Annotated in this window: 26 protein-coding genes and 1 pseudogene; 25 read left to right on the forward strand and 2 right to left on the reverse strand. The window is 37.7% G+C overall.

Translation table 11 applies throughout. The annotated features are described in order from the left end of the window. Position 1 precedes the first annotated feature (1 nt). Both GQY27_RS18625 and GQY27_RS18630 read left to right on the forward strand, forming a co-directional pair. Positions 2 to 1,486: a hypothetical protein gene (locus GQY27_RS18625; protein WP_160036759.1), complete on the forward strand. Its 1,485-nt coding sequence runs from the start codon at positions 2 to 4 to the stop codon at positions 1,484 to 1,486. A gap of 925 nt (positions 1,487 to 2,411) precedes the next feature. Next, a complete protein-coding gene (locus tag GQY27_RS18630; RefSeq protein ID WP_160036760.1) occupies positions 2,412 to 2,591 on the forward strand; it encodes a hypothetical protein in 180 nt (59 codons plus the stop codon). A gap of 7 nt (positions 2,592 to 2,598) precedes the next feature. Here the strand turns inward: GQY27_RS18630 and GQY27_RS18635 are convergent, their stop codons facing one another. Further along, positions 2,599 to 3,852, reverse strand: a complete 1,254-nt coding sequence (locus GQY27_RS18635) for a helix-turn-helix domain-containing protein (RefSeq protein ID WP_160036761.1) — start codon at positions 3,850 to 3,852, stop codon at positions 2,599 to 2,601. Positions 3,853 to 3,978: 126 nt separating this feature from the next. Here GQY27_RS18635 and GQY27_RS18640 point away from each other — a divergent pair, with 126 nt between their 5' ends. The 16 genes from GQY27_RS18640 (at position 3,979) to GQY27_RS18715 (ending at position 19,657) form a co-directional block, all read left to right on the forward strand. Further along, positions 3,979 to 4,215, forward strand: coding sequence for a hypothetical protein (locus GQY27_RS18640; protein WP_160036762.1), 237 nt, complete (start codon positions 3,979 to 3,981; stop codon positions 4,213 to 4,215). Between the two features lie 128 nt (positions 4,216 to 4,343). Then, positions 4,344 to 5,276: a 3-oxoacyl-[acyl-carrier-protein] synthase III C-terminal domain-containing protein gene (locus GQY27_RS18645; protein WP_160036763.1), complete on the forward strand. Its 933-nt coding sequence runs from the start codon at positions 4,344 to 4,346 to the stop codon at positions 5,274 to 5,276. 19 nt (positions 5,277 to 5,295) lie between these two features. Further along, positions 5,296 to 6,693: a preATP grasp domain-containing protein gene (locus GQY27_RS18650; protein ID WP_160036764.1), complete on the forward strand. Its 1,398-nt coding sequence runs from the start codon at positions 5,296 to 5,298 to the stop codon at positions 6,691 to 6,693. Then, positions 6,690 to 7,976: a diaminopimelate decarboxylase gene (lysA, locus tag GQY27_RS18655; protein WP_160036765.1), complete on the forward strand. Its 1,287-nt coding sequence runs from the start codon at positions 6,690 to 6,692 to the stop codon at positions 7,974 to 7,976. The genes GQY27_RS18650 and lysA overlap by 4 nt, the downstream gene beginning before the upstream one ends. Before the next feature lie 30 nt (positions 7,977 to 8,006). Beyond that, positions 8,007 to 8,267, forward strand: a complete 261-nt coding sequence (locus GQY27_RS18660) for an acyl carrier protein (protein ID WP_160036766.1) — start codon at positions 8,007 to 8,009, stop codon at positions 8,265 to 8,267. Positions 8,268 to 8,271: 4 nt separating this feature from the next. After that, the gene (locus tag GQY27_RS18665) at positions 8,272 to 9,102 is read left to right on the forward strand and encodes a hypothetical protein (RefSeq protein WP_160036767.1); all 831 of its coding nucleotides are present in this window, start codon (positions 8,272 to 8,274) and stop codon (positions 9,100 to 9,102) included. A 25-nt stretch (positions 9,103 to 9,127) separates the two neighbouring features. Next, positions 9,128 to 10,066, forward strand: coding sequence for a 3-oxoacyl-[acyl-carrier-protein] synthase III C-terminal domain-containing protein (locus GQY27_RS18670; RefSeq protein WP_160036768.1), 939 nt, complete (start codon positions 9,128 to 9,130; stop codon positions 10,064 to 10,066). 15 nt (positions 10,067 to 10,081) lie between these two features. Beyond that, on the forward strand, positions 10,082 to 10,810 hold the full coding sequence (locus tag GQY27_RS18675) for a hypothetical protein (RefSeq protein WP_160036769.1): 729 nt from the start codon (positions 10,082 to 10,084) through the stop codon (positions 10,808 to 10,810). Beyond that, the gene (locus tag GQY27_RS18680) at positions 10,807 to 11,964 is read left to right on the forward strand and encodes an acyl-CoA dehydrogenase family protein (protein ID WP_160036770.1); all 1,158 of its coding nucleotides are present in this window, start codon (positions 10,807 to 10,809) and stop codon (positions 11,962 to 11,964) included. Before GQY27_RS18675 ends, GQY27_RS18680 begins: the two co-directional genes overlap by 4 nt. After that, a complete protein-coding gene (locus GQY27_RS18685) occupies positions 11,957 to 12,916 on the forward strand; it encodes a hypothetical protein (protein ID WP_160036771.1) in 960 nt (319 codons plus the stop codon). Before GQY27_RS18680 ends, GQY27_RS18685 begins: the two co-directional genes overlap by 8 nt. 31 nt (positions 12,917 to 12,947) lie before the next feature. Further along, positions 12,948 to 14,204, forward strand: coding sequence for an MATE family efflux transporter (locus tag GQY27_RS18690; RefSeq protein ID WP_236570656.1), 1,257 nt, complete (start codon positions 12,948 to 12,950; stop codon positions 14,202 to 14,204). Positions 14,205 to 14,218: 14 nt separating this feature from the next. Beyond that, entirely contained in the window at positions 14,219 to 15,313 is a 1,095-nt protein-coding gene (locus GQY27_RS18695; protein ID WP_160036773.1) for an arginase family protein, read from the forward strand. Positions 15,314 to 15,338: 25 nt separating this feature from the next. Then, entirely contained in the window at positions 15,339 to 16,313 is a 975-nt protein-coding gene (locus GQY27_RS18700; RefSeq protein WP_160036774.1) for an LpxL/LpxP family acyltransferase, read from the forward strand. A 37-nt stretch (positions 16,314 to 16,350) separates the two neighbouring features. Continuing rightward, positions 16,351 to 17,670, forward strand: coding sequence for an insulinase family protein (locus GQY27_RS18705; protein ID WP_160036775.1), 1,320 nt, complete (start codon positions 16,351 to 16,353; stop codon positions 17,668 to 17,670). Positions 17,671 to 17,673: 3 nt separating this feature from the next. After that, positions 17,674 to 18,927, forward strand: a complete 1,254-nt coding sequence (locus GQY27_RS18710; RefSeq protein ID WP_160036776.1) for a M16 family metallopeptidase — start codon at positions 17,674 to 17,676, stop codon at positions 18,925 to 18,927. Between the two features lie 28 nt (positions 18,928 to 18,955). Then, positions 18,956 to 19,657, forward strand: coding sequence for a 4'-phosphopantetheinyl transferase family protein (locus GQY27_RS18715; RefSeq protein ID WP_160036777.1), 702 nt, complete (start codon positions 18,956 to 18,958; stop codon positions 19,655 to 19,657). Between the two features lie 300 nt (positions 19,658 to 19,957). Here GQY27_RS18715 and GQY27_RS22105 read toward each other — a convergent pair whose 3' ends face one another. After that, positions 19,958 to 20,179, reverse strand: coding sequence for a helix-turn-helix domain-containing protein (locus GQY27_RS22105; RefSeq protein WP_160036784.1), 222 nt, complete (start codon positions 20,177 to 20,179; stop codon positions 19,958 to 19,960). 526 nt (positions 20,180 to 20,705) lie between these two features. Here GQY27_RS22105 and GQY27_RS21940 point away from each other — a divergent pair. The 7 genes and pseudogenes from GQY27_RS21940 (at position 20,706) to GQY27_RS18750 (ending at position 25,936) form a co-directional block, all read left to right on the forward strand. Beyond that, positions 20,706 to 20,840, forward strand: a complete 135-nt coding sequence (locus GQY27_RS21940; RefSeq protein ID WP_268893044.1) for a hypothetical protein — start codon at positions 20,706 to 20,708, stop codon at positions 20,838 to 20,840. A gap of 663 nt (positions 20,841 to 21,503) precedes the next feature. After that, positions 21,504 to 21,980 carry a DUF6843 domain-containing protein gene (locus tag GQY27_RS18725; protein WP_160036778.1) on the forward strand — a complete coding sequence of 159 codons (477 nt, stop codon included), beginning with the start codon at positions 21,504 to 21,506 and terminating at the stop codon, positions 21,978 to 21,980. Between the two features lie 684 nt (positions 21,981 to 22,664). Then, positions 22,665 to 23,396 (forward strand): Fic family protein, encoded by a 732-nt coding sequence (locus tag GQY27_RS18730; RefSeq protein ID WP_160036779.1) that lies wholly within the window; start codon positions 22,665 to 22,667, stop codon positions 23,394 to 23,396. Positions 23,397 to 24,103: 707 nt separating this feature from the next. Next, positions 24,104 to 24,342 (forward strand): annotated as a pseudogene (locus GQY27_RS22110) (MFS transporter). A gap of 52 nt (positions 24,343 to 24,394) precedes the next feature. Beyond that, positions 24,395 to 24,514 carry a LacI family DNA-binding transcriptional regulator gene (locus GQY27_RS18740; RefSeq protein ID WP_160036781.1) on the forward strand — a complete coding sequence of 40 codons (120 nt, stop codon included), beginning with the start codon at positions 24,395 to 24,397 and terminating at the stop codon, positions 24,512 to 24,514. 379 nt (positions 24,515 to 24,893) lie between these two features. After that, positions 24,894 to 25,211 carry a PadR family transcriptional regulator gene (locus tag GQY27_RS18745; protein WP_160036782.1) on the forward strand — a complete coding sequence of 106 codons (318 nt, stop codon included), beginning with the start codon at positions 24,894 to 24,896 and terminating at the stop codon, positions 25,209 to 25,211. Continuing rightward, positions 25,208 to 25,936, forward strand: coding sequence for a DUF2812 domain-containing protein (locus GQY27_RS18750; protein ID WP_160036783.1), 729 nt, complete (start codon positions 25,208 to 25,210; stop codon positions 25,934 to 25,936). Before GQY27_RS18745 ends, GQY27_RS18750 begins: the two co-directional genes overlap by 4 nt. Positions 25,937 to 26,142: the final 206 nt, after the last annotated feature.

Raw genomic sequence — 26,142 nt, forward strand, 5'->3', positions numbered from 1 at the left:
TATGACTGTTTGGAACGATTCTTTCATTGCAGCAGGCGTCGGGGGATTTAATCTTTGGAAAAGTCAATCGGTTGCTAAAGATTTAGAATATATTATAAGTAACTCATTAAAAGAGAAACAAATTCAAAATGAGAATTTTGAAAATGCATTACAAAATTATGCGAAAATACGCCAAATATTAAATTCACCTGAAAACATCCTAGGCTCTAACAAGACAAAACATGGCGAAATAGCTGAGTACCTTGAAGTATATATCCGGAACGCCAAAGCAGCTTTTAATGGTCAAGCGGAAGTCGCAACTTTCAATGGTGTAGGGAGGACAGCAGCCACAGATTTTTTTCTAAAAGGAGTAAAAACACAATCCAAATTCATTAATGGAGCAAGTAAATCACTGTCGAGTGTATTAGAACATTTCAACAAATACCAAGATAAGACAATAGACTATATAATTCCAAAAGATCAATACGATATCATACAAAGTTTAAGCAATGGTCAAAACCCTACAAATCTAAGTGAAAAGTCAATAAGATCTATATTAAAAAAAATAGACACAATTGAAGGTTTAACTGGACGTCCATTTAATGATGTTGTAAAACAATCTATCTCAAATTACGATGAAGTACAGATAGGAAAAGTACACGATACTCTTCAAAAAAACCAAGAACAAATGGTACATGACAATCAACAAATATTAAATGAGATTGATGAGAAAGCTGATCAAAATAGAGAATCAGTACATATAAATGCTGCTCCTTCATTTAGAGAAGGAATGAAGGTAGCGGGTACTGCCGCAGTAATTAGTACAACTGTGAGCGCTTGTGTGAATATATACTCAAAAGTGAAGTCTGGTACGAAGCTGTTCGATTTTACAACGGAAGACTGGAAAGATGTCGGTTTAGAATCAGTAAAAACGGGTACAAAAGCCGGAGTTACTGCTGCTTCAATTTATGGTATGACGAATTTAACTTCGCTTTCGGCTCCATTCGCAGGAGCAGTTACGAGTGCCGCAATGGGAGTTACTTCCCTTTTAGTAAATTACCAAAAATGTAAAATTGACTTAGATGAAGTTGTAACACAAGGCCAAATCTTATGTTTAGAAGCAGGTATTGCCGCAGTTGGTGGTGCAATGGGCCAAACACTTATACCAATCCCTGTACTTGGAGCAATTATCGGTACAGTAACCACAAATTTAGTTTGGGGTATAGCTAAAGGAAAACTAGGTCAGAAAGAAGAGGCATTCAAGCGTCATATGGACGATTATATGGCAGGATTATTAGCGAAAGTAGATAGTGATTATTATAAGATAATCCAAAAAATTGATAAGGCATATGCAAGGTTTAATACGCTAATTGATGCAGCGTTTGACGTTCATGCGAATAAAGCAACATTGGCTGCTGCTTCAATTCAATTAGCACGAGAAATTGGTGTTGAAGAACATAAGATTCTAAAAAACAATGATGATTTAATGACATTTTTCTTGAATTAAGTTTTATTTAATTCAGTTGGCAATCGTAGCTCTTTTGTTTCTTTTATCATACTAACTTGGCCGATATCTTAACGTACTATAATCAGTGCTTGTGCAGTTAAGGGAAAGTTTCATCATGTATCTGCTAATGGTTATGATGTAACTGTTACTTATGAAGAGGATTGCATCAACGCATATATTAGTGAAGTTAAATAAGAAAAGTTTTTGAGCTTAAAAGATTTTATCTGATAAAGCGGTTGCTATTATAGTGAAGCGATATATTGATGTAGTAGGTCTTAATGAAGATGAATTCGGGACATAGTTTACGTTCGGGGTTTGCGACAACTGCTGCCATGCTAGGAAAAAATGAAAGATCGATAATGAAGCACTCTCGTCATAATCTAATTATATGGTTCGGAAATATATAAGGCATACCTCACTGTTTGAAGAAAATGTTGAGAAGAACCCAAAATTTATCAGTAAAACAATACTAGCTAAAAACACAAGGACCTTCACAAGTCCTTGTGTTTTATATTTTTTCATATTATTTAACATATGCATATAATTCGGACTATGAACTATATGATAATAAAACATAATATTTCAGCATTGCGAACTTATATTGAGATAGTGATGATGCAGTCAGAATATTGAGAACAAATTTATAGCAAGTGAGTCAAAATAGTCAAGAGGGCATATCTCTTTTTCAAACAGTGGAGAGTGTTTTAGGTGAAGTTGATGATCATATTCAAAGACAAATGAATTTGCCTTGAGATCAACGTATGAATGACGCTGACAGAAAGAATAGCCAAGTCTGTCAACATATTATAATTTATAGAATTTTCCTTTTACCTAAAGGGTAAAAAGGGGTAAATGAGAATTTACAACTTCATTTAATATAGTAAAACATATTAAACTTAAGAAAAAGAGTAAGGAGTGAGATAGCATGAAAAAAAGTAAATTGCTTTCTTTAAATAATTTTGTATTGGCGATAATTATTGGATTGACAGTAAATGCAGGAAGTTCCTTCTTTTATCTTAGTAATGAAAAAATAGACAGTTTTGGTATAATAAGTTGCATTGAGAAAAATGATTTAAACTCTCCTAGACCCAAATACTGTAAATAATTGATCATTACTTTAAATATTGATTGTAATCATAATAACCCATGGCATCTTTGCGCTCGCTGAGCTCTAGAAGCTTATAGCTTGATTCTGCCTCACTTCCTGCATTTAACCTTTTTAAAAGATCGTAACTCATTCTAAGAAAAAAGTAAGCAAGCTCTGTGTTGGTCTGCTCATGGTATATGGCTCCCATTAACCTATATAGACGAGCGCGCTGTACTCCGTTATCTGTTATATCAAGCAAACGAATCGCTGTTTTGCACACCTGTTCAGCTTCTTCTGTTTGACCTTCCTCTAAATGCAACTTACTAATTTCCTCAAGTATAGAAGCTTTCTTATCCGGCATGTTACGTTCATCATAAATGGATGCACAGTCATGGAGGAGACGAAGGGCTTCTTTTTTTTCGTTTGAATTTAGCATAATAACGGCGAGATTATGTAACGCAAAAACATAAGATTCGCTGTCCCCTTGTTTAAGGCAGTCTACGGCCTTTTTTGTCCAGTAGAGACTTTCAGAGGACATCGGATCCGCTCTAAAATACGCCTTTCCTAACCCCATTGCAATTTCGCCGTAGACTTCAAGGTTTCCCGCCATTTTTGCTTCTTCTTCTGCTTTAATATATATTTCTATTGCTTGTTGAACTTCACCAAGTTCTAGATGTGATGTAGCTAAGAAGGTAAGGGAAGCAATATGTTCATCCTGCAAATTTTTAAGTTTACTGCTATAGGTATATGCTTGTTGATATAGCTTACGAGCCTGAACATAAGACTCCATATAAATTGCCGCTTTGCCCATCTCAAGATAAAAGAGTGTAAGTAGTTTGCGGTCACCGGAGCGAGTAAACAAAAATTCAGAAGATTCCCCATATTCGAATGCTTTAGAATATTGTTTACTTCTATTGTAGCTTTTAATAATGAGTAAATATGCCTCTGTCTTAACTTGATCTGATCTGGTTAATGTAAGCAGATGTTTGGTCATTCTGATGCAGGAATCATAGTCTTCTTCATTAAAACGTAGTTGCGCTTTGTCAAGTAAAGCCTCTGTAATTTCTTCTTGAACCCCGCTTACCTCGCTTTCATTACCAAGGAAGTACTCCACAGGCTTTCCTAATCTTTTAGCTATTATACGGAGCATGCGTGAAGAAGGAATGGCTCTTCCTTTTTCTATAAGGCTTATGTATGCCCGCGTCATTTCTTCACCGGCAAGTTGTTTTTGGGATAACCCTTTTTGTTCTCGGATTTCTCGTATTTTTTGTCCTAGCATGTTGATCAGCTCAGCCCTTTCAAAAATTCATTTGCGATGGTTTATAACCATTTACCCCCATTTACAGTTTAAAAAGTAAAAATAAGGATGTACAATGGGCCTATCACACGAAAGGAGGAGATAAAAATGGAAATCAAAGCGACACCGATTACACTTGAGCAGTTGAAAAACAAAGAGCGAGAGGTTGAGTCTCGCGCAGATGTAGCTACTCGTGCAGATGTAGCCACTCGTGCAGATTTTACTACTCGCGCAGATGTAGCTACTCGCGCAGATGTAGCTACCCGCGCTGATTTAGCTACCCGCGCTGATTTAGCTACCCGCGCTGATTTAGCTACTCGTGCTGATTTAGCTACTCGTGCCTAAGCATTATACTTCAAATATTAATACCAGGTTTCTTTATTGTAGTAGGAGGGAGAGCTTTACGGAGAAAAGCTCTCCCTATCCTCCTCATTACTTCTTCTGGCCAAGTGCTACGAGGTGATAATCGTAACATGATATTTATCAAAAAAATTTGGACATATATACCAGAGACAACATTGGAGATTCAGCAACTTAATGAACACCTCAGTTTAAAAAAAGCACAAGTTAAGGTGCTTGAAAAAATACACGGATTAAAACAAATCCGTAAAGATCAGCAAGGTAATCTCTTTTTTTTGTTAGACAGGATTTTTGAACAAATAACCGTTGACCCGGATTTAGACTTAACTTCCATAAAATATATAATTTATTGTCACACCATTCAGGAGATATTTCCTTATAACGTGAATGTAATCAGAGAATTAAAAATTAAATATGATCTTGAACATGCTGTCATCTTTTCACTTACACAGCAAAATTGCGCAACGGGCATTATGGCAATCGATATTGCTAAACGTTTACTCAATTCCATGTCAGAAAACGAACACGTATTATTGTTAACAGGTGAAAAAACATTCAGTCCTGTGGTGCAATTTATACCGAATACTACGGTAATGGGTGAAGCCTCTGCAGCCGTATTACTTGGTTTAAAAGATAAAGGAAATCAGCTCGTACACAGTAAACACCATACAATCGGAAAGTTTTGCAATGTGTTGACAGGTGATGAAGAGACATTGAAGGAATTTCAGGAAATATATGTTCCTACTTTATGTAGAGTCATTGAGGATACCTTGCAAGAAGCTGGACTGTCCATCCAGGACATTTCCTGGATCATTCCACATAACGTAAACATTTCATCATGGAAAAAAGTTGCAACGACACTCAGTTTTCCTTTAGATCGAATTTATTTAGACAACGTCGCTACGTTAGGACATTGCTTTTGTTCCGATCCATTCATAAATCTCCAAGAGGCCTTACTTCAGAGCAAAATACAAAGAGAAGATTATTATTTACTAGTATCCGTTGGACTAGGTGCAACGTTCAGTGTAGCCATTATGAAAAATTAATACAAAGGTGGCAGTACCGATGAGCAAGATGACACAAGAGTTAACGCACAACTTCTCGGTTAAGCTTAAGCAGGCGCTGACAGGTAGCCCTGAATCTGTTTTCATCTATATCAACAATTTTGAAGTAGAAGAGCAATGGAATCAGGATAATACCTTAAAACTACCTTCGATTTCTGTGGGTAACTCTACAGAGATTGTCAACCGCATGGAAGAACTAGGGGTTTTTCTAGCGGGTCAAGGTGACTATGTATTATTAAAAGAAAAACCTGATCCACACCTAATTGCAGATGCTCAGGATATTGGATTTGGGTACTCACTGCTTTTAACAATGGAAAATAACACCCCTAAGTTAAATATAACAGAAAATATATTAAACTGTGAAGCCACCTTGAAGAGGCTTCGGGAAATTGGAGAGCATGGAAAGGTTTATTTAGTTCCTTTCGGCGTTTCATCCAAGGAGGAGGAGCTTTCTCAGCGCGTTGGTATCCCGCTTGCAGTTCCTAGCTCTAATGTTTTTCAGCAGGTCAATGATAAAGGATACTCTCGAAGGCTTAACCAGCAACTTGGGATACGTCAGATTTACGGTAAGGAATGCAATACTATTGATGAGCTTAAGGATGGGTTTAATGAGATGTCTCATTTGCTCGATCAAGGTAATCTCATTGTCATGAAAGATGCACTTGGAGTTTCAGGAAAAGGGATTACCGTAATATCAGATAGACAGCGTTTCGACAAGGTGCTGAAAATGTTGGAGCGGCAGGCTAGTAAAAAGGGAACCCGAAAAATAAATTATGTTTTGGAACAGTGGATCGATAAAATCTGTGATTTGAACTATCAGTTTCTGATTGACCGTAATGGACAGGTTGAGTTCATCTGCGTTAAAGAATCTCTGGTCAAGCAAGGAGTACATCAGGGGCATGTCATGCCTTCTAGGTTGTCAAATAAGCAGGTTCAAACGCTAAAAGAATCAGCAGAGGCTATTGGGATGGCCATGTATAAAGATGGTTATTTCGGGATGGTAGGTGTAGACGCTATTTTAGACCTAGATGGGAATTTGTACCCCAATCTTGAGATTAATGCTAGGTTTAATATGTCAACATACCAAATTAATATCCAGAATCAATTGATTGGTCCAGGGAAATGGGGACTTGCTAAGAAATATACGATGAAACTTAAGGATTATCTCCCTTATGACAAATTGAAAAAAATGCTCTCTACTCTAAATTATAACCAAATGAAAGAACAAGGGCTTTTAATAAATAATTTTGCAACAGTAAATGCGGCCTTTAAGGAGCCAGGGGCCCTTTTCACCGGTAGATTGTATGGCATGCTGGTGGCGGATTCTCTGGAAGCACTATTTGAACTGGATGCATCAATTGAAAGTAAGCTGAAGGAATGGGAGGCAGAAAAGCATTGAGTCAGGAATATACCGTTCAAAACCATACAATTTCAAGTATAGCAAGTAAGTTCGGAACTCCATTTTATTTATATGATGCAAACATTCTTGAGGAAGTATATTTAGAGCTGCGTCAAGCAATTCATGATTCAGTAGAGATATTCTATTCCCTTAAGGCTAATCCAAACATTTCAATCTACAACTATTTGAGGAATTTGGGTGCATGTGCCGAAGTATGCTCTCATTCTGAACTATTAACAAGCATTAAGGCCGGCACAAGTCCAGAAAATATCATTTTTCTCGGACCAGGGAAAAGTGAGAAAGAAATTAGGGCTTGTCTTCAACACAACATATACGCAATTGTTTGCGAGTCCTTTCAAGAGCTCGAAATAGTTAATGACTTAGCGCAAAAATACAATCTTAAACCAAACGTTGCTCTTCGTATCAATCCCGCATTTTCGGTCAAAGGATCAAGACTTACTATGGGGGGGAAACCTCGGCAGTTTGGTATCGATGAAGCAGCTATATTAGACAATCCAGAATTGCTGTCCAAGTATACTCATATCAGAATTATGGGCATCCATGTATACATGGGTACGCGTATGCTAGAGATAGAACCAATAGTAGAAAATACTAGCCAAATTCTTAATCTGGCAGAGCGAATTGAGGAAGCATTGGGAATAAATCTCGAAATGGTTGATTTTGGCGGGGGACTAGGCATTCCTTATTTTGAAGGTGAGGAATCACTCAATATTATAGAGCTAGCCAAATGTTTGAATCCAATCATCTCATCCTTTAAAAATAGTCATCCTAAAACACGCCTCATTATGGAATTGGGAAGGTATTTGGTGGGAAAATCAGGTTTATTGGTAAGCAAAGTGCTTTATTTAAAAGAATCCTATGGGGAAACATTTGCTGTTACTGATGGAGGAACAAATTGTCACATGGCAGCTGTAGGGATAGGTTCCTATGTAAAACGCAATTTCCCAATTGCTGTACTGAACCGATATGGGGAACAGGTAACAGATGTCTATAACATTACCGGGCCACTGTGTACACCAAATGATGTCGTTGCTAAGAAAATCTCTCTCCCCAAATTGTTTCCTGGGGATTTGATAGGAGTGTTCCATTCGGGAGCATACGGACCAACAGCTTCACCCACACATTTCTTAAGCCATGGATATCCGGCAGAGGTCCTTGTGATGAGCGAAAAGGCACATCTTATCAGAGATAGGGATACGCCTAGTGACCTTCTTGGAAAGCAGCATCTTGTTGAAGTCCAACAAGAGTTTCCTGTTGTATAAAAATATATTTTAATGAGGAGGAATTGATCAATGAACGCAAACAATTTTTTAGATGAAATTAAAGGTGCATTAAGCGAAGTTCTTAATACTAAAGAGGAACTCCAGATCAATCTTACGACATCTCTTTTTGATGAACTGCACCTGGATTCGACCTCAGTACTAGAGTTACTGATGACCTTGGAAGAGCGGATTGAGGGATTGGAAATCGACCCTGATGATCTGGATCCCGATGTATTCAATACAGTTGGCTCATTAACAAATTATATTGAACGACAGCTAGTCGTGGTTTAATCAGATGGTTCTTGGCATCCAGCAGTTATCCGTAAAGGAGTTTGATTTAAAGCATCCCCCCTTTGAACACCCTGAACTAGAACAATTTCATTATGATTTATTATCAGGATTTGAAATGGTTCCTGATTATGAGCGGTTAAAGAAAGGAAACAATAATTCATACCATATTATGGGTGCTGCATTACTTGATGAGGAAAGATGGCAGCAAGTAATAAATGAGGTTGATCTATTTGTTATGGCGTATAGTTTCCCTAATATTAGACCTGATATTTCCATCGTTAATTATTTAATGGATCGATATGGGGGCAATTCTTTAAACTTTGCCATTAATGACATGGGGTTTGCTTCTCCTTTTATGGCCTTGCACATTATTAGGCAATATTTGGAGGAGCATCTTTTCCAGAAAGCTATTCTTCTTGTAATGGATCAAACCTCTTTAGCATACAAAATGGATGAGTTGCAGGGAGTAGATTGTGTGGATACTGGGGCTGTACTATTAATTGATAATCATCAGGGAAGCAAAGGAAATATTCTAGATATCCATATGGGTCATATCGGAAGCTTGGATAAACACAAACTTCATGCCAACGTAGATGAATTTCTAAAGGAAAAAGGGGTATCGGTCCAGGATGTTTTATTTCTTGCTCATCCTTCCCTTGCTACTTTTATTGACTCGTCATATGAGGTCATATACTACGAGAAGACCAGATGGAGTGCTGCTCCTTTTCTTGCTCTATCAACTTTAATGAAAAGTCACATTCCATTTGATCATGTATGTGTGCTTCATTATGAGAAAGATGACGACTATCTTTATAAACTGTTGCTTCGGATGTAACAATAATAGAAGGAGAATGAAACCGATGGGCCTTGCAATTAAGGATATCATTGTTTGTCTTCCGGAGCGTATTGAATCCCCAAGCTCACTCCTTGAAGATCAAGGATATAGCAAAGGAGAAATGCATTTATTGAGCAAATATCATCGGTTAAAGGGAATCCCAATAAGGGAAGAGCGGCAGACACTGGATCAATCTCTAATTGAATGTGTTCAGATTCTAAAAAAGAAGCAATCCCTTGATCAAGTTGATGTCGTGCTTTACGCACATTCTTCCCATGTTCAGGTTCCCGGGGATTACGGCTTGATGTATAACGTTCTAAGTCATTTTGGCATGGAACATTTACCCTCATATGGCATCTCACAGCTGAATTGCGCATCGTCCATTGCAGCTATGGATCTAGCCAAACGTATGACAGAATGTCAACCTGAAATTCGCCAAATCTTGTTGCTGTGTGCAGATCAATTCAATTTTCTTCCGAATTCATGGCGATACATCCGTAAATCAACTGTATTAGGCGATTCTGCCGTAGCATTGCTACTTGAAAACGGAGGGGAAAGAAATGTCATTCAATCAGTTAATATTATTAATGACACCCGGTTCCATGCCGGTTACTACGCTACAGAAGAAGAGATGGGAAAATTTAATCAAAATTATGTAAGCAATATTATTAGTGGAATGGAAGCGACAGCTCGAGCCTGTGGAATGGAGCTTGCTGATCTCGATTATATATTACCGCACAATGTGAACTGGACTACATGGAAGGAATTTTTGCATCGCACGGGATTTGATAAAGAACGAATCTATCTTGATATGATTTCGCGTATAGGTCATACCTTCTCTAATGATGCAATGATTAATTTATCAGAGGCGATGACACGCGGTTGGCTAGAGAAAGGCAGTAAATTTATGCTCACGAGTATAGGTCTAGGAAGTTTTTTTGGATTTGCCTTGTTAAAACATTGAAGGGAGGAAAGATAAATGAACCTAGTTGAAGGAAGTACCACCGATTGTATTAAGAATGTGAAATTAGACTTAACATCCTCCGCAACAATTGGAGCAGATGTTCTTCTTGAGGAGTTATCACATCGAATAAATGAAACAGTCGTATTACCAATAAGTAGCTCGGGATATGTGATGATTACACAGCGATTGTACCATGAGAAAAATTTCTTTATTTATAATGGAAAGGATCTTATTAATTTTGGGGAGGTAGCGGGTATTCAAGAAGTTACCGATCCTATTCTAGAAGGCGCAGGATTAAAACTGCTCCGTCTTCATCAGTATAAGTATCCTCAGAAACAAGAGGAAGACGCTCTGTACTATGCTCTTCTTGAGAGTATGATTCTCTACAGGACTACTTTATGTACGGTAGGATTGGAGCTTGCTAAAAAACATTTGTCCCCTCGAACATCAGGAGGAGGTCCGACAATACAAAATCAATTAGTTAAAGCCAATTTCACAGATATCGTATCAATATTGGAACTGATTAAAAGTACCAATCATGAAAATATAAAATACACCGGGCAGCAGATTGAAAAAAAACTCAAACACATCATGATTCATAACGAATTGGATCGTGCTTTTGGAATTCTTCAAAAGCTAGCTGGAGGTCATGGATTTGTGCACGGGCCAATAATGCAGAGCTTTTACATATCACAAGTGTCTAAAAATTTATTAATCCCTGACAAGGAGGGAATGAGTGTATGATAACCCCCGAAAAACTACAAATATTTGAGCAAGAAATGAGGGCTGTTGGTGAGGATTTAAGAGAATTTGGGCTATTAATAGACGAATGTCCAGATAAATTGCCGTTGTACTCGGAGAGACCTTCACTTCATCTTATAAATCGGATGATGATACCTCCGGAATTTGGGGGTGAACCAATAGTAACTATTGGTTCGGAGAAATATTATGGACTAAGCTGCATTGAAAGGGCAGCTGCCATAGAACAGCTTGCTTATGGTGATGCAGGAGTTTTTTTGGGCAGTCCTGGAGCCTCTATGTCCGGTATTATCATTAACGAGCTGGCGGATTCTCAACAGAAAGAAAGGTTTTACTCCAGATTTCTTAAAGCGCCTTCCTGGACTTTCTTTGCTCTCTCCGAACCTAGTAAAGGATCCGATGCAACGGCCATACAGACAAAAGCACTTCCAAATTTAGATGGGAGCTTTATCTTAAACGGAGAAAAATATTTTATCGGCAACGGTTGCCGAGCAGATATGGGGTTAGTTTTTGCCCAAACCAATCAAACCCCCCTTGGTATTCAAGTGTTTCTGGTAGATACCTCAGTGGCAGGATTTAACGCAGTACCCTTAGATACGATGGGTGTTCGAGCTGTGCAGCTCAGCCACCTAACATTTGCTAATCTTCATATTAAGGAAGAACAAGTACTTGGAAAACACTTAAGCAGGGCTAAAAGAGGCTTTTGGGGGGCACTACAGACGTTCCATCGGATGCGTCCAGGCGTGGCTGCTCTTGCTCTTGGCGTTGCGCAGGCTGCGTACAATTACCTTCTAACGCAACGCAGGAATTTTAATACTCTGGAGAAGCACCAATTGGAGCAGTTGGAACTACGTTTGATTATGACTCGCTCTCTAATTCGATATGCTGCAATGGAAATTGATACCGACACAAATAAGGGTTATCTTGCTTCACTTGGGAAGGTTCAGGCTTCACAGCTTGCTGAAGAAGTCACCCAGGTTGCAATTGATTGTCTAGGTCCTGGATCAATGTATGAACATCCTTTATTGAATAAATGGTATCGTGATGCTAGAGCATTTGAGTTTATGGAAGGAACAACTAACATACAGAAGGTGAACTTATTTCAAGCGTATATTACTGGGAAGATGAGTTATGCGTGAAACAATGAAGCTTGCCTCGCTTTTTGTTGATAGTATCAGTTGGCTGACCATTCGAGATGAAGACTATGTAAATGAAGAATTGCCGAATGATTATCATTTTATTTCCCCTTATCTTTTTGCAGAAAAAACATATTATGGTAATCCACTAGCATCTAGTGTCCGTACGTATATCCATAATGGACAGCGCTTGACTAGTGGAGATATGGCAAATAAGGTCCTAGATCATAGTAAGGGGATAAAATGGGATGCTTTTATTGTGGCACAGTCCTATCCAGATAGATATTCACTGAATCCTCCTTTAGCCCGTTTGCTTGAGGAAGGCCCTATTCATTGTGAAAAGTATTTTGGGTTATCTCACTTGGGATCGCTCGCTTCAGTTGAATTTATCCCGGTTTTACAGTGGTCGATGTATCATCAAGCTCTGATTGTCTTTACGGAACAGCGAATTTTGCCGCCTATATATGAAAATGGGCTGTGTCCTCTAGTGGATATGGCAGTTTCTCTAGAATTGAAAGCAAAAAAGGGAGCACTTGAGATTCAATACGAAGGGAAATATAAAATAAATAAGTTACAAGCTAACACTGTAATAGAATCTCTAAAGGTTAAATATAAGCCAGATATAACTATAGTCCAGTCTCGTCTAAGTTCCTTTTTAAATATTACAGAGAATAAGTTAATAGCTGATGCTCAAAGTGGCGATATTTGGGTTCAGCTTGCAGAATGGTTAACCGTAAACCAGCCCTGTGCAGGGACCAAGATCATGCTTGTGGCATGGGATTATAAAAATCAGCTTTCGGTTTGCTGCGTAATTGTACATTCTCAACCAGTCTTGAATCGGATAACCTTTACGGAAGGAGAGATTTGCCCTGAAGAGTCTAGATTACACAACTGGGGAAATTGGGGGGCTACTGTTAAAGACAGCAGTACCAATGTTACTTGCTTCTATAGTTAATATCTTATCCCAGATGGCAAACGTGTTTTTCATGGGGCATACGGGACAGAGTGTGCTTTACGTACTTTCCCTTTATATTCCCGTATCTTTTCTTCTGATAGCTCTAGTAGAGGCTATTCAGTTGTCTACCCAAGTCACTGTTTCCCGCCAGCGTGAATCAGGGTCGAAGGAATTATCTAGTCTATTTGCTCATTATGCAGGAGGAGGACTTATACTAAGTATTTTTATTGGATTAATCGTCTTCCTTTGCTTACCCATACTTCAGTACTTTTATAAAATTCCAGATGATATTACTCCTCTTTTTTCCTCCTACGTAATAGGAATGATGATTGCAGCTGTTCCCACAGTTCTCGGAGCGATAGCCAATGCCTCTCTGCGAGGGTTAGGAAGGGCAAAACACGCCTCTTTTATAGCTGTATGTACAGCTTTGGTTAATATTTCGCTTGTATATATACTGGTAAACATGATTGGTTTGAGTTTGAACGGAATAGTTTATGCCAACATCATCAGTAGTCTTTTATCTCTTAGTGCTGCTATCACTATTCTAATTAAGGGTGGCGATCTTCGGTTTCCAAATCGAAGTATTAATATGTCCAAATTGATACTTTTACGGTATGTTGGAATTCCCGTTTTTGCATCGTATTGTCTCATCTTTATAAGTACGTTTTTCTATAATCGAATTGTCAGTCCTTTTGGTGAAAGTGTTATTGCTGGGTTTGGGGTTGGGTATCGAATTCAAACCATGGCTATCCTGCCTGGGATTGTCATCGGTTCAGCTATAGGTATCTTAATTAATCAAAACATGGCTAGCAAAAAAAGTATGCGTGCTTATGAAGGTTTTAAAAAGGGGATGTTGCAATCCTACGGCACATATTTATTTATTGCTGCATCAATTTGGCTGTTTAAAGACCCCATCGTTTCCTTTCTTATTGCTGATAAATATTCTCAAGTGGAAGCCATTCGATACTTAAGTATTGTCGCCCCTTCTTATTTACTAATGGGGCCAATGATGACTGCCTTGCTGACGATGGAACAAACAGGGCAGGGTTACAGGGCTTTAGTGCTGAATGCCATTTATTTTTGTCTAATTGTTGCTGGGGGCTTTGGCATAACATCAAAGTTTAATAGTCCTGAGGCATTTTATTGGTGTATTTTTGCTGCGAACATTGCTGGGGCCACCATCATTTTCCCCATTTTCCGTATGTATAAAAAACGTTATGTTCTAGCACGGCAAGTTACAGATGAGGGAAAGAAAACACGAGAGAATGTAATCTCACCGCAGCCCTAAGGAGGTTTATGGTTATGAATCCTTATTATTTAATGCAACGTTTTGATGATTCGTGGGTAGCTGCTGATGAAAATTTCACTCAATTCTACGAGGTAGAACATGATTCCTGGAATGTTGAAAGGAATACTCCCTTATTGCAAAATATCAAACCACCTTTAATTCCTTTTTTCAATTTTAATCCTCTCCTAGGGCAGCCAAAACCTAATGTATATCTGCTTGGTATTCCTAATTCAGGAGGTACTAGCGTAAACGACTCACCCGTCAGCTATTTTGAAGAAAGTCTCCGGGCTGAATCATGGAAACGAACAGTGTATCCAGCTGTTGTTCCTCCATTCACTTCCGGATTGTTTGATATAGGAATGGACCGACGCTTGATGCAAGGAGTTATTTCGCAGGATTTGGGAACATGCGAACAAGACAATTTGAATTGTGATAGAAATTCAGATTCCTTCTCAGTTGGAGTTAACGAAGTTATGAAACTGGCGATAAATGAAAACGCAGGTCTGTTCAGTATAGGAGGGGACCACTCTATCACACATACGCTGATATCGGCATTTATCGAAAATGCTAAAAAGCCAATAATTTTAATCCAGTTTGATGCTCATCATGATTGTGGTACAGACGCCGTTCACAATGATCGTATTACACATGCCAACTTTGTCCGCCACCTTCTAGCACATGAGGGTGTTTCTGCAGTGGTACAGCTGGGGCTAAGAGGTATCAGATCGGTTGATCAAATGTATATTCATGATAAGTTAATCCAAGTGACAGGAGAAAAGCTAGAACCGAACAATATTAGAAAGTTGTTGTCAGATTTACATGAATCCTATCCTGATTCTGTTGCTTATATTTCTTTCGATATGGACTGTCTTGATCCCGGTTCTTTTCCACATGTTGATTTCCCTATTAGTGGAGGGCCATCATTTCAAATAATATTGCAAACGTTGGAAACAGTTTTTCAATCTGGTCTAAACTTCTTCGGAGGAGATTTGGTAGAGGGTCATGGTGTATCCCTATCAGAAAGACTACCAGGACATATGGAGCTTGCTTTACGACTGATGGCATATATTCTGGAAGGCCTTCACCGGAATCGAATTTCCATGGTGTAAGTTTATATTAAAAGGAGTGCCTGCAATGGATTTTAGAAAGAATTTTGAATTACATCGGTACGAAGTTTCAAATGATATTGAACGACAGCGAAACTCAGGAGGCTTAAAGCTCGGTTATTTTTATGCTCTTATGAACATTGCAAAAGAATTAAATTCATTAGTTGGGCCAAAAAAGGCTGAGGAAACATGGATAAATTATCTTGCGTTTTTAAGGACGGTTGATGATCATAAAAAAACACCGTATTCATTTTTGGAATGGGATGAAGTCTCAGGACGCGAGCATTTACAGTCTACTCTGCAAGAGGGCGGGGCATTTCTTACTTTTCACTATGGTTTTGTAAGACACAACATGGTGACTATCGGGCAAGAAATACGCAAAGGCTACTATCGAGGGGGTCTTCCTTTTTACCTGGTAGCAGAGAAGAATACTGTATCTCAAGAAAAACAGCTAGACAAGTGGGAATCTATTCGCAAATATTCAAGAGCAGAATTGCTTAACTCTCAAGATGAGCTAATAGGATTAAAGCTGTATTCGCATCTAAAAAAAGGGGGCTGCTTCAGTCTGTTTGTGGATGGTCAGACAGGATTTAATACAGATAATTATTCGCTGGAGTTACCATTTCTGACATCTAAAATCAAGACAAGAAGCGGTATATTTCGTATTTTAGCCAGAGCCAAAAAACCGGTTTGCTTGTATTTCATGACAATGACGGAAGATTATAAAAGCAAGATTGTTTTTCTTCCTCCGTTTGAAGCTAGCAACGATATTCAGCATATGGCAGAACAGGTTTATACGCCTTTTAGGAATCAATTGATGCTCCAGCCGGAGCAATGGCGATTTTGGGACCGTCATCATGCACAAGTTCTTTCTTGGGAGAACGAGGGTATATATAATCCTCATGGTGAGAAAACTCAGCTTGATTGGATCAGTAAACCAATTGGAGGATTTGGCCAACTTGGGATGAATTTGCAACAAAGTTTAGTATACAGTCTATCTTGATTAAAGAGTTCCAGGAACTCATGGAGGTGAAACAGAGGTGACTGAACGTTTCATATCGACGAAAAAACGCAATGTATCGCTTCATCTTCTACCGACCACAAAGTATTATAATGCTTATTTAACTTTGTCCATAGTTAATAAGGGAATGGTTATTGATCAATATATTTTTTCCTTTATTGCACGCCTTTTAGGCAAAGTAGGGGGCGTAGATTTGAATGATTTCGAAAAGAGAGAAAAATTGTGTCAGTTATATGGTGCAAGTTATACCTTTAGTATAAACCAAAAGGGAATGGATCAGATCGCTTCTTACTCAATAAAAGTCGTTCAACCTCACTTTTTAAAGGGTAAGGAATCTCCCTCTTGGAAAGCACTTAAGCTGTTGTCTGACTTGATATTCCATCCTTCTCGCCAGGATGGATGGGTTTTTGATAGCAAAAGAATTAAAGAAGAAATTGAGACTTTTCGGCATACCATGAAACGGACGTACTCTGACCCAAGCTCTATATTAAAGAGTCGATGTCTATCTTATATGGGCTATGATTCTGAGAAGATTGATTTCTCTTCTGTTAGTCAAGAAAGTAAATCTCCTATACAAGAGGACCATATATATGAAGCCTATGAAAAAATACTCCGTTTGCCAATACACATTCATATTATTGGCGACGTAAATCCGAACGATTACTCTGATGAAGTACTTTCTTGGTTCACATCTCCGTCACCAAAAAATTCTCTTGAAAATTCCTTTGAATCTCTTGATAGAGCAAATTCAAAATTATTAAAAAACAAACAGCATTCACTAATGATTGAACATGGGAACTTTCATCAGTGCAAATTAAGCATTGCCTATAAGACGCACGTCACTTATGGTTCTCCTAACTTTGCAGCTTTGTTTGTATTTCACAAGTTATTTGCTTCCGGTCCGATGTCTAAACTGAATTTTGAGCTTCGGCGAAGGAAACAATTAGTATATGAAGTTATGAGTGAATTAGATCGTTTCAGACAACTTATTCATATAAACACGAGCACAACGGTAGGGAATACCGCTGATATTTTATTAATCATTGATAAAGAACTTAAACTAATTGCTGAAGGAAGGTTGGATAAAGAAGAAGTCACGCGAGCAGTTGAAGGAGTTCTTCACTATATGAAGGTTGGAATGGATCTCCCGGAGCAAGAGATTGATGTCCACCTGGACCAATGCCTAACAGAAACTAATATGAATTCTGCAGATTTCATAGAATTAATTAATACCGTTACTGTAGAAGAGATAACACAAATAGCGAACAATCTCGAAAAAGCTATCACATGGGTCCTTTTTCCTAATGAACCGGTAGATAAAAGTGGGAAGGGGGCATAATTTATGAAGTTTTTGCTTGATCAAGAAATGATGGTTTATCGTTTATCCAATGGGATGCGAGTTCAAATTCTACCTAGGCCATATCATGTTCATACATTCTCTGCACTGAGCATTTCATATGGCGCAATACATGATAGTATAGGAAAAGATTACAATGTGGATCTACCATTTGCTCCTCATCCTTACGGAACAGCACACTTTTTGGAGCATATGATGTTCTACCAACCGGGAAAGTCTGCTAAACAACAGCTTCATGACCGAGGTGCGTCTACTTCCGCACTAACTCGATATGATGTGACGACATATCAGCTGGCTTCTACGGAGTGTTTTCAAAGTAATCTCTCTTTGTTTTTAGATTTTATTTTTACTCCTTACTTTCAAGAGGAACATATTCAAGCAGAAAAATCAATTATTAAACAAGAGCTAGGCAATTATACGGATGAACCAGTATGGTTATGCATGCAGCAGCTCCTTTCTATGCTATATGGAGAAAATCATGTCTTAGCCAAGGATGTGGCAGGGACCGAGATTAGTATAGAAGAGATAACCCCTTTTGTATTACAGAGTGTATATCAACAGTATTATACGCCTAGCCAGATGGCTTTGACGATAGCAGGCCCAGTAAATGCAGACTTCATAGTTGACTTTTTGGAGAAAAAGTTGCCTTTAAATATTTCATCGACGTCAAATGAAACATGGAAACTTCCTATATCATGCTCTGAAGACTTTTATAGAGAAATACCTGGATTTCAGGCAATTCCAATCGTCCAATTTGGCTTTCGAGGTAACTTAACTCATACGTCGGAAAGAGAGCTAGTTACACTGATGATAGGGATTGAAGCTCTACTTGGAGAAAACTCATCATTTTTTCAGAATGCCGTTCACAGAGGTTTGATTAATAAAACAGCCTCATGGGAGCATTATTATCGATCTTCTTTTGCATTTTCTATCATGAGTGGTTTTTCAATTGATCCAAGAGAGCTTTATAATCAGGTTATTTCTTGTCTTGAAGCGTTACCACGCAAGGGCATAGATAAGAAGATTATAGATATGAGCCGAATGAAATGCATCGGTCTTCATTACTCAGAGTTAGACTCGCTAAAGTATGCGTGCATGAAAGTATCCGAAAATGCATTAATTGGTTTGAATCATATAAAGTTGGGTGAATTGCTTCTTCAGCCAACATATGAAGAAATTAATAGTTTATTATACGAATATGCTGTCCCTGAGAAGCTTAGGATGTCTGTCATTACTTAGTGCTCTCTCTCAGAAGGAATGAAATTGTATGAAAAATAGTATACTTGATATTTGGATTAATTACACATCCAGAAAGAGATGTCTAACGTTAGATCCCGAACCGAGTGAAGTGTTAAACGAGGCAGAAATAAAGAGGATGCTTAAATACAACTCGATGGAGAGCAGGAAACAGTTTACTGCCTCAAGATCATTTTTAAAATATGTACTCGGTCAATATATGGGATGTCCTCCGAATGAAATACAGATAAGATATCAACAAAATGGAAAACCCTATGTTTGTGAAGGACCAGAATTTAATTTATCACATACTAAATTCCTTACTTCAATCGTTGTTGCAAGTTGTCCGGTCGGTATCGATATCGAAAAGATTCGTAAGATGCAGCATGTGAAACGTATTGCATCTCGGTTTCTGACCCCATTTGAGCAAACATACTGTTTATCCTCAAGTAATAACAGAGAACAAACAATATCACTATTGAACATACTGACTCGTAAGGAGGCATTTGCTAAAGCCACCGGATTAGGGATTGGAGGACAATGGCTTAAGTTTAATACAATGGAGGATAACTATTCCTGGATTCGACACCCTAAATCAGAACATGGAGAGCCGTACACAACTCGATCGCTGCATTTCTCAGATAACTATATTGGAGCAGTCTGTTACAAAGGCACAGGGTTTATGCGACTTAAATACCATATTTGTAACGATTTGAAGATATTTAATCGTTAAGATTGACCCCGTATCTATTGTTGGACGTCAACGCATATATACTGCGGTTTTTTATTTATTGTATAGAGGTTCTTGTCGTCTACTCAAGACAAGAACTTCTATACGACGTAAATTACCCAGATTAATTTACATTATATACATATAGTCTCACTGTTTGAAGAAAACGCAGCAATAGATATTGGCTTATAGATTCAGTGTCCCGAACTTGAAATAGTCGTTTCTAAAAGCTTCCTTCTCCATGCACAATCTTTTCAAAGATAATCACTTCGGACTGAACAATATGTGAAGCAACGGCAACAATCAAATGTTCTTTCTTGGGAAATAGCGGAATACAGTAGCTACGCCAAGGCTTGCAGCCTTGGCGATTTCCTGCATGGTAGCCTTTTCGAACCCTTGCTGAGAGAAAATAGAAATGGCAACTTCAATGATGCTTAAACGGCGTTTCTCTCGGAGCTCGCTTCGTTCATTTTCCTGTCGTTGTCGGGGTTGAATAGAGATAACCTCCTTGTCTCTGTAACTCAGGTTATGCTAAGAATTGCAATTCTATTTGTCAACGAAGCAAGGCATTAAACGATTTTTTACTCAAATATCCCTAATCAGAACACTAGCCAAGATAAACTATAAAGGGAGAAGACTTCATTATAAATGAACAAACAGAATGGTTATTGCTGCAACATATGAGAACCAGAACAAAGATTATTATCTCTGTACTTATCATTGTATGCATAACAGCCTAGACGTCAGCCTAAGCATTAAACGCCCGCATGAATGCAAAATCTACAATATTAATCGAATAATATGGTACAAAAATGCTTGAATCATAACTATTAAAAAATTTTGGGTTCTCAGAACTAAAATCGACAACAAATATTAAACATTAGATTCAGTTAGGTTTGAAAATATAGGGGAGGAGTTAGAGGGAGGTTCAGGGAAGATTTTACAAAGTAGTCTCATAGACCTACAAAATGCCTTGTAAGTAGGTCAAAAGAAGTATAGAATATTTAGGAGGAACTGATTATTTTTGAAAAAATCGTAAGGAGGAGCCCTAATGTCTTACATCGATCTATCAGCAGAAGAGCTACAAAGATTAATTTCTCTTTTCCCGCCCACATTAGATCTAGAAGATCGTACTCTTTGTAATAAGCTAACATTGATCCTTGAAAGAGATAAGGAAAAAAAATAAATATGATTATCTTATTGAACATTACTCAAATTCTCGGTTATTAGAAATATTTGCTCTACCAGAATCACTTATGAATTTAGATGTAGAGACTTACTTTGGACAATATGAGGGGAAAACTTATAAGAGTGTTATCAAATACTTAAAACGTAATAAGTATTTTAATATGAGAGACTTAATGGACCTCACAATTTATAAATTAGGTAACATCCGGTACATTGGCCCTGTAGGAAGAGTGGCTGTTTTTGATGCGTTAGGCTCTTATATAATAGATATAGCCAAGATTAATGAAGCAGAGAAGATGGGTAATACAAACTTATAGAAGAGATCTTTATCTGAGAAACAACAGATACCTATACAAGATTTTTGCTTATGTTAAGATTTATACTATGATTTAGCATTAATGAAGAAGTTCGAAATCATATTTACATTGAAAATAATTAAAAAAAGTATTACTACATAACACCAAATTATATATACGTTTGTTAGCTCAAAACTTTTAAACTTGCCCAAAATAGGTTCGGTATCGTACCGAACTCATTCATACTTTAGAGCAGGGATTAGGGTTACATTAGCCCAAATGGTGGCGCCATGATTCTACTAACGAGCTCTTTATATATAAGGGAATTTTATAATGGCTTTTAACAACTAGAGAGGGTGTTTTTTTTGAAGAAGTTATCTATTTTGCTTATGGCGATATGTTTTGTTTTCGTTGCGGCAGGTTGCAGCAAGGCGAATGGAAAGTTTGAATTTCTAATTCCAGAAGATTACGTTGGATGGGCTTATATCATATACGATCAATCAGAGTATTCAGAGATTAAGAAGGAGGACGGAGTGACTACCTTCCGAATCGGAGAGGATGGCATCCTTAAAACATCTAACAAAGATGCTTTTTATGGTACTTCGACTGACAGATACTTTTATGTAGACGAAGAAGGAAATAAGGTAAAGGAACTTGACCAAATAGAGGATATTCATAATAAGGGCGCAGGAAAGATGGACGGAGGAGGCGGAGTCAAGAACGGTGTAGAATATACTATCGAAGCACTTCCAGTTGTCGAGTCCTTTTTTGTAGGGGACATGAGTTTGATGAAGAACTACAAAGAAGTTTATCCAGAAGACGAAATGGAACAAATAAAGTAAACAACTAAAGCAAGAGCAGCGGCGATATGTCCGTTGCTCTATTTTAATTAACGATGTTATAGATAAAAGCAAAGGATTTCAATTTTCAGACCATTTTATAACTAAGTGTCGCACTTCATGTTACAATCCGTCATTAGAAAAATAAATTCATGTTTATAACTCCAGAAAATTTGTACAAAGTAGCTGGTGAGCTCCAGATTGACCCCCGTGTAAGCCAGGAAGTTCCATCTGTAAGGATAATATTAAAAGAGAAGGCCTCCGCTCCGGATGGAGTGTTCCGCATCCTTCACTTGAGGATGGTGTTCTTTATATCAAAAATTTAGAAGAAAAATATTACTTAGACCTTGCAAATAATCAACTATCAAGGATCAAAGAAGAAAAATACATCCATGAAGATGATGCCGTTATAAAACTTCTTGGATTCGATTATAGTGCTTGTGAAGATACATTATTGGACAATGGCAGGAAAGCTCGTGACCCCGTTTTTGTACAATTCTCATTCGTACGTTTAAAGCTGGCTTAAAGCCAGCTTCTTATATTTATCTAATACCCCTTCTTCAGCAAAACGAGAACGTTTAGTTCTTATGCAGTTCATAATTTCATAGGAAAGATGCTCGCAGTAGTATTGATAGGAGTTTATTTTGATATAATGCTAGTAATACGAAGTAGGAAGGAAAATGGCTAATGTTTAATCAAATTGATGCTCTTCGAATAGAGGTCGATAAAAAACGCCCGATCAATCCCAAGCTTATGAACACCATTGCTCAAAAATTCCGTGAAGAGTGGACTTATCATACGAATGCAATTGAAGGCAATACATTCACTTATCGTGAAACAGCATTCTTCTTAAGAGAAGGACTGACCGTAAAAGGGAAATCATTAAGAGAACATTTAGAAATAATAAACCATGCAGAAGCTATAGATTACCTAAATGACGCAATCAAACAGAGAGATCTAAACGAAAGCATTATTAAAGATTTTCATGCCATTCTATTTCAGGGAGTAAGGGACATTGACTTTTCTCCTGGAGTTTATAAGAAGATGGATAATCATGTGCTAACTATGTCCGGTAATATCCATCAGTATACTCCTGCAGTACAAGTGCCGTATGAAATGGAACATCTCATTGTATGGTACAATGAAAACTTAGATATGCATCCTGTCAAACTAGCAGCAGTACTGCATCATAAACTCGTTGCTATCCATCCATTTACAGATGGAAATGGTAGGGTCAGTCGGCTTGCTATGAACTTTATACTACTTAAAAACGGTTATCCTCCTGCTATCATTCGTAATGAGAAACGTGAAGATTACTATGTTGCCTTGGAGCAAGCGGATAATGGAGATTTAGAGCCAATTATTAATCTAATTGCATTGGAAGTTAAGTCCAGTCTTGAGATGATGCTATCTGTATAATAGCAAGTAGCGTCATTTATTACACAAATTAAGAAAATAAAAAAAGAAAACCCTAGTCCAAAAAGACTGGGGTTCTTATCATTGCTCTCTTATTTACCTATCGGTCACATTTGTTAAACTGAACCATTAACTGATGATTCAGATCAATCCAAATAGAAGTATGGAATTCTCAAAGTCTACGGTGAGTGAGTTATGGAAAAGGAGGGGCAGGGTAAAAATATATTATTTATGTTAACAATGCACTTCATCCTTACAGGTTTCTTTTTTAAGGAACTACCTCTAATTGACAATGATGATCTCAGAACACTAAGTTTGTTTATGTCTCAGGACAAAAACATTGTCCCCTTTGAAAAAAAGTCGCCATTTTAGCGGCTTTTTTGTGTTATCGGTACAAGTTCTTGTCTCGAGTCGAGGACAAGATTAGACCAGAATTCGCAGGATTTCTCCTTAATCGAAATGAGAAAAACGAAAGAATAGGAGAATCAGGTAGCCAAAGACGACGTAAAAGGGCATGCGGAAACAAAGGTATTTACCTAATACCCATAACATTCCATACGCACGTCTCCACTTCACCTTAGCGATTCTCACTCACCCGTGATCTATGCTGGATTTATCATGTTAGTTAGGTTCCAGTATTGCAGATAGACCTGTTGGGATCAGTTGTTGAAATTGATGCACGTGGCTGAAGTGAAATTTAGCTAGTAGGCATATTTAAATATATCTCAGCTAATTTCGATATGAGACTATCCGCCACGGTTTATTTGATTGGATTTCAAGCAAAGAGGTGCCATTTTCCCATTGCATTGCTGGAAATATGTACGACACGATTGGCTTCAAAAGTGCTTACTTGTTCTTAGATATTGTTGTATTAATTTTTACAGTCGTAACCATGTTCACACTGTTTCGTGAAGAAAAGGATGAATTAGGAAATCTAAGTCCTGGTTAGGCTCCAGTGATTTATGATTTAAGTAAAATTAACTAAAGGCATAGTTGATACCATGGTAACCATTAAGGATATAGCGAGACATTCTAGCGTTTCAACTACAACGGTTTCAAGAATATTGAGTAATGATCCGACACTTTCTGTTTCTGAGGAATTGGTCTTATTATATCAGTAGCCAGGGTAGAACGTAACTGCACGTGGGGCTTCGCCCCCGTCAGCTAAACGGTTCGCCCCTACTTGTAGAAACATGATTGAGGCTGGTTGGGACTAAGATCTCGTATAACAAGCGAAGCTGTGACACTGCAAGGAGGAATTAGGGGTACTGGCAAATCACTAGTTTAGTTGTAGAAGGATGATGGACAAGAACATCATGTTGTTTTCCGATTTGGCGTAGAGCCCATTTTGTAAGGATTTTTTTGATTATAAAGGATAAATATCATTCATTGATGTATCACAATGTGATATAACTCTTGATGTATATATCACATTGTGATATATTATTTTCAAATATATCGTTTTGTGATATATATTAAAGAGATATAGAAGGTGATGGGTTGAAAAAAACTGAGCAATTAACGGATTCAGTGTTTTATATTATGGCTGCTTTAACTAAACCAAGGCATGGTTACGCAATTATGAGCTTAATTGAAGAATCAACAAATGGGGCAATTACTATAGGTCCTGCTTCAATGTACACGATTATAAAAAAGTTATTAAAACAAGAATGGATTTATTTGCATGATGGGTCGGATTCAAGACGTAAGACGTATTTGCTTACCGACAAGGGCAGAACTGTATTAGAGGAAGATGTGAAAATAAGAAAAATGATGATTCAATTAGCAGAAACAGGATTAAAGGAGGGTAAAAAATGAGACAAACAAAGTACATTATGTCAGGTGGGTTAGCTTTTTCTGAGGATAAGGACATGGAAAAACTACGCCGATTTTCTTTGGAGGGTTGGCATGTTAGCAATTTTACATTTATGGGATATACGCTAAAAAAAGGAGAAAGCACCGATTATATCTACAGTGTCGATTATCGTTCATTAAAAAAAGATGAAGAAGAAGAATACTTTGACTTTTTTGCATCTTCTGGATGGGCGCATATTACCTCAAAAGGAGATATTCATTTATTTCGAGCACAACCTAATACAAAACCGATTTATAGTGACCGTGACACATCCGTAGAAAAGTATGGAAATCTAGCCCGTTCTATGAATTATTTTGCCATTCCGTTCGCTCTAATAACAGTACTAGCATGGGTTGGATCAATCATAAGCTCTGGTACATTCAAATCAATAATGTTAGCAATAGCAGTTATTTTCACTGCCATTGCACTTCCAACAGCTTGGACTGTAATCGCAACATACAATAACAAATGGAAGGTACAAGAAAAAAAAGGCTTAGTTAATCTTTTGAAAACTATACTAGCCTTTCTCTTCTTAATAGCTGTTTTTATATTGTTATACGTCTCTGTCAGTGCAGTGAACATTTTAGCGTCTATGATCATTGGAGCAATAGCAGGAGCCATTGCACTTCCAACTGCTATTTGGGTTATCATGTCTCTTTGTCATAAAATGAGGGGGAAGAAAGCTTAGCATAGGATTCGAATAAGAAAGTTTTAGACGTTGTTATTGAGCTCCCTTGAAATGATTTAAATACCACTCAGGCTCATGAATTCGCAGGACTTCTCCTTAGTCAAATGGAGAAAAATGAAAGATTAGGAGAAGTAGGTGGCCGAGACGACGAAAAAGGGCATAGGAAAACAGAGGTATTCGTTGAATACCCATAACATTCCATATAT

The organism is Paenibacillus sp. An7 (assembly GCF_009870785.1).
In the GTDB taxonomy this organism is placed as follows: domain Bacteria; phylum Bacillota; class Bacilli; order Paenibacillales; family Paenibacillaceae; genus Paenibacillus.